General features: G+C 48.3%; 14 protein-coding genes. 6 read left to right on the forward strand and 8 right to left on the reverse strand.

The window, feature by feature from the left end; translation table 11 throughout:
* Window positions 1-129 precede the first annotated feature (129 nt).
* Together nfuA and AACV12_RS01665 are read right to left on the reverse strand one after the other, a co-directional pair.
* Window positions 130-717: a Fe-S biogenesis protein NfuA gene (gene nfuA, locus AACV12_RS01660; RefSeq protein WP_013855425.1), complete on the reverse strand. Its 588-nt coding sequence runs from the start codon at window positions 715-717 to the stop codon at window positions 130-132.
* Between the two features lie 99 nt (window positions 718-816).
* Window positions 817-1,518 (reverse strand): phosphoribosyltransferase family protein, encoded by a 702-nt coding sequence (locus AACV12_RS01665; RefSeq protein WP_088731488.1) that lies wholly within the window; start codon window positions 1,516-1,518, stop codon window positions 817-819.
* 146 nt (window positions 1,519-1,664) lie between these two features.
* Here AACV12_RS01665 and bioH point away from each other — a divergent pair, with 146 nt between their 5' ends.
* Window positions 1,665-2,429, forward strand: a complete 765-nt coding sequence (gene bioH / locus AACV12_RS01670) for a pimeloyl-ACP methyl ester esterase BioH (protein WP_038148688.1) — start codon at window positions 1,665-1,667, stop codon at window positions 2,427-2,429.
* A 265-nt stretch (window positions 2,430-2,694) separates the two neighbouring features.
* Window positions 2,695-3,165: a hypothetical protein gene (locus AACV12_RS01675; RefSeq protein WP_026027513.1), complete on the forward strand. Its 471-nt coding sequence runs from the start codon at window positions 2,695-2,697 to the stop codon at window positions 3,163-3,165.
* A gap of 149 nt (window positions 3,166-3,314) precedes the next feature.
* Here AACV12_RS01675 and AACV12_RS01680 read toward each other — a convergent pair whose 3' ends face one another.
* The gene (locus AACV12_RS01680; RefSeq protein ID WP_170901351.1) at window positions 3,315-5,645 is read right to left on the reverse strand and encodes a Tex family protein; all 2,331 of its coding nucleotides are present in this window, start codon (window positions 5,643-5,645) and stop codon (window positions 3,315-3,317) included.
* 343 nt (window positions 5,646-5,988) lie between these two features.
* Here AACV12_RS01680 and greB point away from each other — a divergent pair, with 343 nt between their 5' ends.
* Window positions 5,989-6,471, forward strand: a complete 483-nt coding sequence (gene greB, locus AACV12_RS01685; RefSeq protein WP_010319306.1) for a transcription elongation factor GreB — start codon at window positions 5,989-5,991, stop codon at window positions 6,469-6,471.
* Between the two features lie 51 nt (window positions 6,472-6,522).
* On the opposite strand, the gene AACV12_RS01690 is transcribed toward greB, so the two are convergent.
* Genes AACV12_RS01690 through AACV12_RS01695 form a run of 3 tightly spaced genes read right to left on the reverse strand, consistent with a single transcriptional unit; the run spans window position 6,523 to window position 8,031 of the window.
* Window positions 6,523-7,563, reverse strand: a complete 1,041-nt coding sequence (locus tag AACV12_RS01690) for an AbrB family transcriptional regulator (RefSeq protein ID WP_170901353.1) — start codon at window positions 7,561-7,563, stop codon at window positions 6,523-6,525.
* A gap of 11 nt (window positions 7,564-7,574) precedes the next feature.
* The gene (locus AACV12_RS18080; protein WP_160117746.1) at window positions 7,575-7,694 is read right to left on the reverse strand and encodes an NUDIX domain-containing protein; all 120 of its coding nucleotides are present in this window, start codon (window positions 7,692-7,694) and stop codon (window positions 7,575-7,577) included.
* A complete protein-coding gene (locus AACV12_RS01695; RefSeq protein ID WP_017048724.1) occupies window positions 7,681-8,031 on the reverse strand; it encodes a GlpM family protein in 351 nt (116 codons plus the stop codon). Before AACV12_RS01695 ends, AACV12_RS18080 begins: the two co-directional genes overlap by 14 nt.
* A 181-nt stretch (window positions 8,032-8,212) precedes the next feature.
* On the opposite strand from AACV12_RS01695, the gene AACV12_RS01700 reads away from it, so the two are divergent.
* Together AACV12_RS01700 and AACV12_RS01705 are read left to right on the forward strand one after the other, a co-directional pair.
* Entirely contained in the window at window positions 8,213-8,977 is a 765-nt protein-coding gene (locus tag AACV12_RS01700; protein ID WP_170889730.1) for a tRNA (adenine(22)-N(1))-methyltransferase, read from the forward strand.
* Window positions 8,961-9,893: a LysR family transcriptional regulator gene (locus AACV12_RS01705; RefSeq protein WP_013855415.1), complete on the forward strand. Its 933-nt coding sequence runs from the start codon at window positions 8,961-8,963 to the stop codon at window positions 9,891-9,893. The genes AACV12_RS01700 and AACV12_RS01705 overlap by 17 nt, the downstream gene beginning before the upstream one ends.
* Before the next feature lie 7 nt (window positions 9,894-9,900).
* Here AACV12_RS01705 and AACV12_RS01710 read toward each other — a convergent pair whose 3' ends face one another.
* Window positions 9,901-10,191, reverse strand: a complete 291-nt coding sequence (locus AACV12_RS01710) for a putative quinol monooxygenase (protein ID WP_013855414.1) — start codon at window positions 10,189-10,191, stop codon at window positions 9,901-9,903.
* Between the two features lie 3 nt (window positions 10,192-10,194).
* Window positions 10,195-10,848, reverse strand: coding sequence for an oxygen-insensitive NAD(P)H nitroreductase (gene nfsB / locus AACV12_RS01715; protein WP_088731492.1), 654 nt, complete (start codon window positions 10,846-10,848; stop codon window positions 10,195-10,197).
* A gap of 282 nt (window positions 10,849-11,130) precedes the next feature.
* Between nfsB and AACV12_RS01720 the strand changes: the two genes are divergently transcribed.
* On the forward strand, window positions 11,131-12,117 hold the full coding sequence (locus AACV12_RS01720) for a DUF3187 family protein (protein ID WP_170901355.1): 987 nt from the start codon (window positions 11,131-11,133) through the stop codon (window positions 12,115-12,117).
* The last annotated feature ends 234 nt before the right edge of the window (window positions 12,118-12,351 follow it).

Consider the following 12,351-nt stretch of genomic DNA (forward strand, 5'->3'; position numbering starts at 1 on the left):
TTTTCTAACTATATGAGAAAATGACCTTAATTGAAAAGGACTTGAGCGCGGCAAATGATTTTAAGTATAAAAAAGCCGAGAATCTCATCTCGGCTTCGTTTTTCTGTAATCCATGTATTTAGCGAGTCACTAGTAGTAAGAGTGCTCACCACGATCGTGTTCAGTAGCATCGCGCACCGCGGTTAATTCGCCTTCAAATTGTTGAAGCAGTTCTTTTTCAATGCCTTCTTTGAGGGTGACATCGACCATTGAACAACCGTTACAGCCGCCACCAAAGGCGACAATCGCAATACCATCTTCGGTGATTTCAACCAAGCTGACATGGCCACCATGGCCAGCTAACTGCGGGTTGACTTGAGTTTGAATCGCATATTCCACACGTTCAATCAGGCTTGCGTCATCAGACACTTTACGCATCTTCGCATTCGGAGCTTTAAGTGTCAGTTGTGAACCCATTTTATCAGTGACGAAATCGATCTCTGCGTCTTCTAAAAACGGCAAGCTCAGTTCATCGACATACGCAGAAAAACCTTCAAAGGCAATTTCAGTATCAGTCGCTTCCACTGCCTCGGGTGGGCAGTAAGAGACGCCACACTCTGCATTTTGAGTGCCTGGATTGACTACAAAAACTCGGATGTTAGTACCATCAGGCTGTTGCCCAAGCAACTTGCCGAAATGGGTTTGGGCTGTTTCGGTAATAATAATAGAATTTGACACGACGAATACCTGAGTAAATTTATAGGTTATTACTTGCCATTCTACTCCTGAAACACGGCGGATCCAGTCCTTTTTACGCGCTAAATAAAACCGTGTTGGTTAATCTTTAGGTTCAGGAGTGCGGCATATGCAGTAAATATCAATCCTTTCGACACCGACTTCAAGCAGTAATTGACAGATTTGCTGCACGGTGCTGCCCGTGGTCACTACATCGTCAACAAGTGCAATGTGCTTGTGCGTGGGACGGTGCCGTAGTGTGAATGCATGTTTGAGATTTTGTTTGCGCTGTAATTTAGAAAGCCCTTGCTGCTGGGGCGTTGCGCGATTGCGTTTGATCAACTGGTTATCGCAGCTAGCCCCCAGTTGTTGACTTAATTGAGAGGCAAGTAGTGCACTTTGATTGAATCCGCGTTTTAAGCGCCGTTGCCAGTGCAACGGAACGCTAGTGATGAGCGGGGCGGGAGTGTCGATACGTGGCGTCAGTAAGGCACTCAAATGGCGAGATTGCCAAAATTGACCTTCATATTTGAGTTGATGAATGGTGTGACTGAGCGGAAAAATATAGTCGCCGACACAGTATAGGCGTTGCCAAGGCGGAGGATTCGCTAAACATTGCCCGCATTGAGGCACGGTAATAAGCGTTGGCAGGCCGCACTGTTGGCAGCGAGGTTGCGGTGAAAAATAGGTTAGGCAGGTCTTACACCAAGCCCCAGTTTGGTGAGTTTCAATCGGTAAACGACACAGTAGACACTGACGGCTTACCAAGCGCGTGATGGTTTTTTGAACCCAATGCGATAACATAACTCAACCAAAGCTGTGAAACGAAGTATGGTTATACTCTTGCAACTTGAATCAGTCTTTGTGTTGACCGTGATTTCAAGTCAGTGAGTGTATGATCGGTATTTTTTCAGCGAAGAAGTGTGAATTTAGTGGGAGAATTTGTGAGCATGGCCACAGCGTTATATTGGCAAGCCTCAGGCGAGGGCGATGATCTTGTCTTGGTGCACGGTTGGGGGATGAATGGTGCAGTATGGCAGCAAGCGGTCGATGTGCTTAAAGGACATTTTCGTGTGCACGTGGTTGATTTGCCTGGTTATGGTCACAGCGCCGCTAGCCACGCCGCTGATCTAGAAGAGATCGCGCAAGCGCTAATCATGCAAGCGCCTAAACAAGCCATTTGGGTCGGTTGGTCTTTGGGTGGGTTAGTGGCGACTCATATGGCACTGCATCACCCAAGTTATGTGAGCAAATTGGTCACTGTGGCGAGTTCTCCCAAATTTGCGGCACAGAAACCGTGGCGTGGCATTCTCCCTCAAGTGCTCAGTGCCTTTACTGAACAGTTAATGGACGATTTTCAGGCTACTGTTGAGCGCTTTATGGCGTTGCAAGCGATGGGCAGCCCTCAGGCAAAGCAAGATGTCAAATACCTAAAACAAGCGGTGTTATCACGGCCAGCGCCGAACCCACAATCATTGTTAGCGGGTTTGGTCATGTTGGCGGAGGTGGATTTGCGCCAGCCTTTGACAGCACTCTCGATTCCCATGCTTCGTCTATATGGTCGGCTTGATGGTTTGGTGCCGGTTAAGGTGGCGCAAGAGTTGCAAAAAACCTTGCCCAATAGCGAGCAGTACATTTTTGGCAATTCCTCCCACGCACCGTTCATCACTGAACTGGACGATTTTTGCCAGCAGCTCATCGCCTTTGCACGTTAAGGCATTGATACCCATGCAATGTCTTTCTACTTAAAGCTACAGCTGTGTTGGCTCACCTCAATCACATCGTTGCTCTCTCATGGGGATTCGCCCGTTTGCTGTCTTTATCTGTAGCGTCCTGAAACGTCAAGCCGTTGGGTGCAAATGTTAAATTAAAAATAAATTTGCTAAAAGTTTGAGCAATCTGGTCGATATAAAGTCTAACCCAGTAGTGCTGAGCGAAAGCAGGTCTATCGGGGCGGGCGATACTGAGGAGGTTTCGGCTATGATGGTGTCACCAACGAACGTAAGTGTGCCACTTATCGCCCCATCGGTTAATGTGCAAACGGAACAGGCCGCGCGTGACAATCGGATCCGCGCCCCTGTGATGCCAACCGTCGAACTGGCTAAAACCAACGCTGAGCGTAAGGTAAAGGCGGATGATAAAAGACGAAAACAGTCGTCATGGGACCCTTCAGAGCATCCAAGCTATGAGGTTGGCACCGAATACGAAACATCGACTTCTTATCAAGAGGAGCAGAAAAGCGAGCTCGAAAGGCTGTTTGACTTGCTCGCTCTCGCCACCTACAGCAAGGATCAAGGTAAAAGCTATACGATGCGGTTTAGGTTACCTAAACACATTATTGATGCTGCGATAACCGAAGGCAAAATGGCGCGCCGGCGAACTGTAATTAAGTACTATTATGGTCACGCGGTTGCACCCAATACGCCTTCTGAAGTGATTGCGGTGTTGTAGGTCGATGAATGCGACTTATCGCGATAAATAAAATCCCCACTTAGGCGTTGGCCGCAGTGGGGATTTGTGTTTTTTGCGGCTCTGATATGAGCGACGCGGTTAGGTGCTTTTCACTGTGATTCGTTTATCCAGTAAGTTACGCATCGCCGCTATTTTTTCGCTTTAGCAAAGGCGGCGGCGAAAGCTCCACCCATTGCCGCGTTTTGTTGTGGCTCTTCACGACGGCGTTGCGGTTGGCCACTGTTTTGATACGAACGCGTGTTGCCACTTGTTGCGCCAGAGCGTTGGCTGCGGTTATCTTGACCCGGCTCATCGTTTAAGCGCATCGAGAGTGCAATGCGTTTTCGCTGCACATCGACTTCCATCACTTTGACTTTGACGATGTCGCCTGCTTTCACCACTTCACGCGGGTCGGCAATGAAACGATCAGTCAGCGCAGAGATATGCACTAAGCCATCTTGGTGAACGCCAATATCAACAAAAGCACCAAAGTTGGCCACGTTCGATACCACGCCTTCCAAAATCATCCCAATTTCCAGATCTTTCATTTCAGTCACGCCATCAGCAAAGGTCGCGGTCTTAAATTCGGGGCGTGGATCGCGGCCCGGTTTATCGAGCTCTTTGATGATGTCAGTGACAGTCGGTAGGCCAAAATGCTCGTCGGTATAATCGACGGCGTGTAAATTGCGCAAAAACTCACTATTGCCGATCAATGCTTTGATCTCTTTGCTATTTTTTTCGGCGATGGCTTTCACCACTGGATACGCTTCTGGGTGAACCGAAGAGGCATCGAGTGGATTTTTACCATCCATAATGCGTAAGAAGCCCGCACATTGCTCAAATGCTTTTGGCCCTAAGCGCGCGACTTTTTTCAGTGTGGCGCGTGAGGCGAAGCGTCCATTTTCATCCCGATAATCAACGATGTTTTGCGCCAGTGCGTTAGACAAGCCAGCCACGCGTGTTAACAGCGCGGCAGAGGCAGTATTCACATCCACGCCCACTGCGTTGACGCAGTCTTCAACAATCGCATCTAAGCGTTTGGCGAGCATCGACTGGCTGACATCGTGTTGGTATTGGCCCACACCGATCGATTTCGGATCGATTTTCACCAGCTCGGCAAGTGGATCTTGCAGGCGGCGAGCAATCGACACCGCGCCGCGTAGCGACACATCCATATTGGGGAATTCTTTGGCTGCCAGTTCAGAGGCTGAATAGACCGATGCCCCCGCTTCGCTGACAATGATTTTCTGCACTTTCAGGTTGCCGCGCTTAATGACATCGGCGACAAAAGTATCGGTTTCGCGCGATGCGGTACCGTTGCCAATCGCAATCAAATCGACGTTAAATTGGCGTACCAACTGCTCAACAATTTTCGCTGATTTGTCATGTTGGTTATGCGGTTGATGCGGATAAATCGTCTCGGTCGCCAGTACTTTACCCGTGGCGTCCACTACCGCAATTTTCGAACCCGTTCGCAAACCAGGATCCAAGCCGAGAGTGGCGCGTGGGCCAGCCGGTGCGGCCATCAACAAATCTTTTAAGTTGGTGGCAAACACTTCAATCGCTTCGATTTCGGCACGCTCTTTCATTGCGCCCATCAGTTCGGTTTCCATGTGCATTGACACTTTAATGCGCCACGCCCAACTGATCACTTGTTTGCGCCACCCATCGGCAGGGGCGCTGCTTAAGTGAATGCCATAGTGTTGTGCAATCAGCGTTTCGCAATACGATTGGCGCACGCCCTCTTCTTGCTCTGGGTCGGCATTCATGCTCAAACTTAAAAAGCCTTCATTGCGGCCGCGAAGCATGGCCAATGCTCGGTGTGAAGGCACTTTACTGAGCGTTTCATTATGCGCGAAGTAATCTTTAAATTTCTCCCCTGCTTGCTCTTTGCCTTCGACCACGCGAGAGACCAATTCGGCACTGCGCGTCAAATGGCGGCGCACTTTGTCCAGCAGGTTGGCATCTTCAGCAATGCGTTCCATGATAATGGCGCGTGCACCGTCCAGTGCTGCTTTGATATCACTGATCCCTTTCTCGGTGTTCACATAGTGTGCGGCCTCGGTTTCAGGGTCGGTTTGCGCTTCATTCCACAGCTTGTCTGCCAGGGGTTCAAGCCCTGCTTCAATCGCAATTTGTCCTTTAGTGCGACGCTTAGGTTTGTAGGGTAAATAGAGATCTTCAAGGCGAGTTTTACTATCCGCTTGGTTGATCTCTTGTGCTAGCTCGGCGGTGAGCTTGCCTTGTTCTTGAATCGATTTCAGAATGGTTTGGCGGCGATCATCGAGCTCGCGCAGATAGGATAAACGGCTGTCTAAGGTACGCAGTTGGGTGTCGTCTAGCCCACCCGTGACCTCTTTACGGTAACGGGCGATAAAAGGAACGGTGTTTCCGTCATCAATAAGTGTGACAGTCGCTGTCACTTGCTCAAGACGCACATTTAGCTCTTGTGCGATCAATTTGCAGATAGCTTGGCTCATCCGTGGTTTCTCTTTTGTAGTTCAGTAGCACCACCACTCAGGGTGGTTTGAATAGGGTAACTATTGGGGCACGTTAGACTTATTTCTAGTCTAACGGCGCGCTGTTATGAGATTAGTGAGATAACCTTCTACCCGATTGTGCCGAAGAGGTCACGTAACACGTGTGATTTTGATGTCATTTTTCAGCGTTGGCAGCGCTAAAACTGAAGATGAGTTTGGTGGCTAAAGATAAGTTCAGTCAGTTGGTGCCGAGCGAAAATGACAGTATAGTAGCAAGCCATCGTGATGAATGTATAACCCGCGGCTACCTTGAATGTGCGGCGGTGTGTAATGGGAAAAGATCTTGAAGACCAAACTGATTACCCGTGAGGGCTACAATAAATTAAAGGCAGAGCATGACCATCTTTGGCATGAAAAACGGCCAGAAATTACCAAAATAGTCACTTGGGCTGCTGGCCTCGGGGATCGCTCTGAAAACGCAGACTACACCTTTAATAAGCGTTTACTGCGCCAAATTGATCGCCGAATTCGTTTTTTGAGAAAATTTTTACCGGAAGTGACGATAGTTGATTATTCGCCTCAACAAGAGGGGAAAGTGTTTTTCGGTGCTTGGGTGGAAATTGAAAATGAAGCGGGTGATGTAAAGCGCTTTCGCATTGTGGGCCCAGAAGAGATTTACGGTGACGCGAAAGATTACATCTCCATCGATTCACCGATGGCGCGTGCTCTGCTGAAAAAAGAGGTTGATGACGAGGTGCAAGTGCCCACACCCACCGGTATCAAAGAGTGGTTTATTAACTCGATTGAGTATGAAAAAGGGCAGTGAACGGAGTATTCGGTTATCCAAAATATTCCTCGGTCGCTCATTTTTCTCATCTCACTTGCTTCGCAACGCCTCTAACGGCTTTTTCAACACGGCGGGTAGCGAGTAGAGCAGCAGTAGCCGTAGGGCGTGGTTGATCATCACAAACGCGGGTTCCATGCCCAGAAGTAGGGCGACGGCGGTCATCGCTTCTACGCTGCCGGGGACCCAAGCTAAAAGTAATACCACCCAAGATTTATCCAGCAGTAACGCAAACAAACCAGACACGGCGACGGCGACCAGCAGACCAATCAGTGTAACCATCACACCTGCGCGCGAATAAGCCATGGCTTCGCGCAATGTGGTATCGGCAAGGCGTGCGCCAATCAAAATACCCAGCAGTGCGGTGGCGAATACCACCATCCATGTTGGAAGTTGTAGCGCAATGCCTGTCGAAAAACTATTGAAACTGGCCGTGACCAGCAGTGCCGCCAACATATAGGGCGCGGGAATGCCGAGCAAGGTCGAGCCTTTGCCCAGCAGTAGACTAAGCAGCGCAAGCGCAAAGAAAATCAACCACGCGTAAATCGTTAAACTGCTCTCAACGGGGGCAGCGTCGGGCGTGCTATTGGAGATAAAAAGAGCCAGTAAAGTGAGGATCATCAAGCGCACCGAGTGCGAATAAACCACTTTGGTTGAAGGAGTCTGGCTTGATTCGCTGATCACCAAAATCGCTGCCATCGCGCCCGGTACCGCACCGAGTAGAGATTCAAACGGTGACCAACCTTCTCTTTTGCGGAGCCAAAGAAAGCTGCTGGCGATCTGCAAGCTTAAGCAGCAAACCAAACCGATAATCACCGGTAGGGTTAAGGTTTCGCCCAATTGACTTAAACTGATGGTCGCCCCAACGCTGATGCCGAGCACAATTTGCACCGTCAACAATAACCCGTTAGGAACGCGAATGGATAAGAGGCGTTTTTTATGCAGCACAATGACTAAAGCTGCGGCAATAAACATTTCAGAAAGCGGAATGGCGAGCAGGCTTCCCACACTCGCCGCAACAGCTGCGATCACCACAATGTGAATAAACAGAGTAAAAGAAGCTCTTCCGAACATTATGTCTTTCCTTAATAAATTGTGCAGCGTAAATGCCATCGTTCCTCTAGCACTTCACGTTGTAGTGCTTGCGTTTGGCTTTCTCCCGTATCGATATGACCGTCGGGGGATGATGATTTAGGCCATCGCAGGGTTTAAACGTGTCCAGCTTACTAACAATAATGCAGCGAATGCCAACCACACCAAAGTGGCACATACCAGTGTGCTGGTGAGAGGTAGCCAATAACTGAAGTAGTATACTGCCAACAGATATGCCGCATACGGGATAAGCGAGTAAAGGCCAAACAACGCGGTGGTGCGCAGGTCTTCCATCGTGCGTTCGGTGCCTACAATGTAATGCGCAATCAGAGCGAAGGTAGGAAACAGCGGTACAAGACCAGCAATAAAAAAGCTTTTGCTTTTGGAGAGCAGGGCGATGATCAACACGGCAAGCGCACCAAGCAGGCACTTGAAAAACAGAGCTGCCATGACATTTCCTTTTGTCAGAATAGATTAAGTGTTGCTCACTATAAATCACTGACAGGTTAACTAGAAATGTTCATTGATGGGTTTGTTATTTTCTATGCAACATTTCTTCAAATCCAAGTAAAATGGCCGCCACTCTTTTTATTCGGCGGCGTGTTGTATCATGCGGCTTGGTTGGGCAAAGATGAAATTAGGAAAACGGCTCACGCAGTTAGTACAGCAGATCAACCGCCACTACGATCATATTTGGGATTGCTGCTGCGATCACGGTTTGCTTGGCGCGGCATTACTGAAGCGCTGTCCAAATAGTGTGGTGCATTTTGTTGATATTGTGCCAGCGTTGATTGAAAAGGTGACGCTCGATTTAACGCGCTATTTCCCTGCAACGGCGGCGTTACCGCGCTGGCGTACACATTGCCTGGATGTGCGCGATTTGCCGCTTGATAGCCATTCTGGCTCGCATCTACTGATCATCGCTGGGGTTGGCGGTGATTTAATGAGTGAATTCATTGCCGCGCTGGTTGAGCGTTATCCGCATCGCTCGTTCGATTTTCTACTTTGTCCTGTGCATCACGGCTACACCTTACGTGAACAGTTGATGACACTGGGCGCGAGATTACAACAGGAACAACTGGTGGAAGAGAATCGGCGTATCTACGAGCTGCTGAACGTGCAGATTAATCCGCTTGCAGTACGAGGCAAAGAACCAAAATTACCCCCCCTTAGTTTGGTCGGTGAATCGATCTGGCAAGTGGCCAATGATGAGCAAAAAATGATTGCCCAGCGTTATCTGACGCAATTGCAACAGCATTATCAGCGTAAAGCGCAAGGCGGTGATGTTAGCGCGCAAAAGTGTTGGCAAGCCTATCAGCCGATTAATATCACTTGTCGTGGAAATTTTAGCGATGGAAATAGCCCAATAGGCGGAGAATATGAAAGCACTCAATGATCTGAACTTGTTTGTCGAAACCGCACGCCAAGGCAGTTTTTCTAAGGCGGCCAACAGCGTATCGCTGACCACGGCCGCGGTCAGTGCCGCCATTCGCCGCTTAGAAGAGCAGGTGCAGTTTCCGCTCTTTGTCCGCTCGACACGTCATATGCGCTTAACCCAAGAGGGGGAGATTTTCCTCGCCAAAACTCAGACAGCCCTTGCCACGTTACAAGAAGGGCTCGATCAGATAGCATGCGCGCGCGGTCAACTGGCGGGGAAGCTGCACCTCAGTGCCCCTTCGGATTTGGGGCGCAATTTACTGCTGGATTGGATCGATGAATTTATTGCCTTGCACCCGAACGTCATTGTTAAACTGGATCTCTCCGATCGCTTAGCGGATATGTATGCTCACCCGATGGATATTGCGATTCGTTATGGCCATCCTGCTGATTCCAATTTGGTTGCAATGCCGCTGTGTGAATCAAACGAGCGCGTGTTGTGCGCCTCGCCAGAATATTTGGCAACGCATCCACCTATCCTCCATCCTGACGATCTGCAACATCACAATTGTCTTTGTTATATGCTGGCCGACACGCTGCATAACAAGTGGGTTTTGAGCCGAGAGGGCGAAACGCAGAGTGTGGTAGTGCAAGGAAACCCCGCATGCAACGATGGTGACGTGGTACATCGATTGGCTGTTAAAGGCAAAGGCATTGCCAATAAGTCATTAATGGATATCAGTCAGGATATTATTGATGGGCGCTTAGTACGCATTTTACCGCAATGGGAAAGTGGGCCAGTGCCAATTTATATCGTGTGCGCAGATCGACGTTTGATCACTCCAACCATTCGCGCTTTTCAGGAATTTATTCGTGGAAAAGGCTGCCAGCAACGACAAGCGGTACTGACAGCCATCAAACAGCGTGAGAGTTAATCCCGCATTAGCCAACAAACGTTAGCGGGCGGATTTGTAGGTATTCCAATGCCTCTTGCTCGCTAAGCTGTTGTTGAAAGTGCTGAAAATGTGCACTCTGTTGGTGTTGTTGCAAGCTCTCCTCTGAGCACCAAATCTCCTGCATCAAGAATAAGCCGTCAATCGAGTTATCACGATAGAGCTCATATTGGCAGCAGCCTGTTTCGTTGCGGCTCGGTTCAAGCAGCGCTTCAAGCATAGCTTGCACTCGCTCTATTGAGTCGGGAAGGGCTTTGATTTCGGCTAATAAGTGGATCATGGCTTATAACTCAGTAAAGACGGTTTGCTCTGGCCAGCGAGATTTCGGCAGCTTGGCGTTAAAATCTTCTTCGCTGTGGTAACCGAGCGGTACAATCACTAAGCTGGTGAACCCTTTTTCAGTCAGGCCAAACTCTTGGTTGAGCACCTCGGCATCAAACCCTTCAATGGGGACAGCATCAATGCCCATCGCAGCCGCTCCGAGCAGCAGTGTTCCAACATTTAAATAAACTTGTTTTTGCATCCAGTGTTCGGCGTCATTGAGCGTTTCTCGATGCAAGTTAACAAAATAGCTGCGTCCGCCGTGCATGCCTGTTTTGGCTTCTTCATTGGCAAAGCGGCCATCTTTCTCTTCGTTTTCCAGCAGCGTCAATAAGTAGTTATCATCAATATCGGTTTTGGCGCAAAACACCATCACGTGAGACGCATCCAAAATTTTGCGTTCGTTAAAGGAAAATTGACCTTGCGCCGCTTTGGCGATACGCGTTTTGCCTTCCTCGCTAGCCGCCAAAATAAAATGCCAAGGCTGCGAATTGACGCTAGAGGCGCTCATGCGTACCAGTTCTTTAATATCAGCGACTTGCTGTTCAGTCAGTTTACGGTTGGTGTCAAACGCTTTGGTGGAATAGCGCGCTTGCGATGCTTGAACAATATTCATTTTTCCCTCCTAGGGAAGATAACATTCGAGATGGCGCTAAGATAACGGACTGAGTCCAAACAAGAAACCGCCTCTTGCTTAATTCATTTTCAAAAAAAATTTGATAATCCGAATTTGAAAACGCCCTAGCTTGCGGAAAAAGTTAGCACTATCTCATGATATTTCTGAATTAGCGCATACACTTAATGTGTACGGTAGATCATCATTAAGGGATATGGTCACTCACTAAGCGTTAATGATTGTCTAATATATTCAAAAGGTTGCTTTGGCCGGAGAGTATGCATGACGGAGTGTAAGTGCATTTGTTGGTTTATTCTCTTTTCTCTTTCCATCCCCTCGGCGTGGGCGGACATTGACTACGGGCCTGCGCAAAGCTATGTGCAATCGCCACTGCATACCAATAGCCTTTCTGCACAACTTCGCTCCGGCTTTTCGATGCAAGAGGAAGAAGTGGAGCTCTACACCAGCGCGACTATCGCCAGCATTTGGGCGATCACTCCCCACTATAGTTTGGATTATTACCAGAATCAGCTTGCAATGGGCGGTAAATGGCAGCTCACTTCGAAGTGGCAGGTTGAGTTTAATTATCGTTGGAACTTTGCTGCCAATAATCATTTAGATGGCTTAACACTTGCTTTTCATGACTGGTTTGGCATTGATCAAAATGGGCGTGAGGATGTCGATAACGATCGCTTCATCATTCAAATGCCAGAGTACGGCATTGATCAGGAAGCGTTCCGAGGCGAGACATTGAGCCGTGCGTTGACCAGCTATTTACAGTACCAGCTGGTGGATAAGCCTCATCACGGTTTGTCATTGGGAGTTTCACTCTATTACAACGATCCACAACATGGAATATTCAACCTGTCTGAGTTTGAACAAGCGGTGCAGCTTAATTATGGCTACCGAAGAGGTAAGCATGCACTTGATACGCTGTTGGCTATCACCTTTCGCAACCCGACCAATGTACCAGGCCAAACCCAGTATCATTCGAGCACTTGGTCGATGGGTACCAGTTATCGATATCAGTGGTTAGAACGCCATTATCTGATTGGGCAGGTCTCATTCTATCAAGGCCTTTCAACGGGGGAGGATGACTTTTCTAAACCATCGACCGAGTTTATTTTTGGGTATCGTTATCAAATGAGCCATTCAGCGATTGAAATTACTGTGGTCGAAAATATGTTTAATGCCAACAACAGCACCGATATTGCCTTTGGTTTAGGCTATCGCTATCGTTTTGGCCGCTTTGATAAAGAGCCGAACTGACAAACGATGTCAGCCGTGAAAGTTGCCACCTAATGTGCTCGAAACTGTGCACAGTTACTTAGGAATAAGTGTAGAACATTGCAATAAATAGAATTTAGTTGAGTACTTTACCGATTCTCAAACTCAAACAGTAAAATATTGAATGAGAAATATTTTACTGTTTGTCCATCTTATTTATAAAGCTAGTATTATTGACTAGCTTTTCCGTAATTTAAGTTGCTCGCTCTTTTAACC

It is taken from the genome of Vibrio sp. 2-2(8), from assembly GCF_963888495.1.
In the GTDB taxonomy this organism is placed as follows: Bacteria; Pseudomonadota; Gammaproteobacteria; order Enterobacterales; family Vibrionaceae; genus Vibrio; species Vibrio anguillarum.

Coding starts and splice junctions, on each gene's coding strand:
- AACV12_RS01665 (WP_088731488.1), bottom strand. CDS start 1,518: ATGTTATCGCATTGGGTTCAAAAAACCATCACGCGCTTGGTAAGCCGT.
- bioH (WP_038148688.1), top strand. CDS start 1,665: ATGGCCACAGCGTTATATTGGCAAGCCTCAGGCGAGGGCGATGATCTT.
- AACV12_RS01675 (WP_026027513.1), top strand. CDS start 2,695: ATGATGGTGTCACCAACGAACGTAAGTGTGCCACTTATCGCCCCATCG.
- AACV12_RS01680 (WP_170901351.1), bottom strand. CDS start 5,645: ATGAGCCAAGCTATCTGCAAATTGATCGCACAAGAGCTAAATGTGCGT.
- AACV12_RS01690 (WP_170901353.1), bottom strand. CDS start 7,563: ATGTTCGGAAGAGCTTCTTTTACTCTGTTTATTCACATTGTGGTGATC.
- AACV12_RS01695 (WP_017048724.1), bottom strand. CDS start 8,031: ATGGCAGCTCTGTTTTTCAAGTGCCTGCTTGGTGCGCTTGCCGTGTTG.
- AACV12_RS01700 (WP_170889730.1), top strand. CDS start 8,213: ATGAAATTAGGAAAACGGCTCACGCAGTTAGTACAGCAGATCAACCGC.
- AACV12_RS01705 (WP_013855415.1), top strand. CDS start 8,961: ATGAAAGCACTCAATGATCTGAACTTGTTTGTCGAAACCGCACGCCAA.
- AACV12_RS01710 (WP_013855414.1), bottom strand. CDS start 10,191: ATGATCCACTTATTAGCCGAAATCAAAGCCCTTCCCGACTCAATAGAG.
- nfsB (WP_088731492.1), bottom strand. CDS start 10,848: ATGAATATTGTTCAAGCATCGCAAGCGCGCTATTCCACCAAAGCGTTT.
- AACV12_RS01720 (WP_170901355.1), top strand. CDS start 11,131: ATGACGGAGTGTAAGTGCATTTGTTGGTTTATTCTCTTTTCTCTTTCC.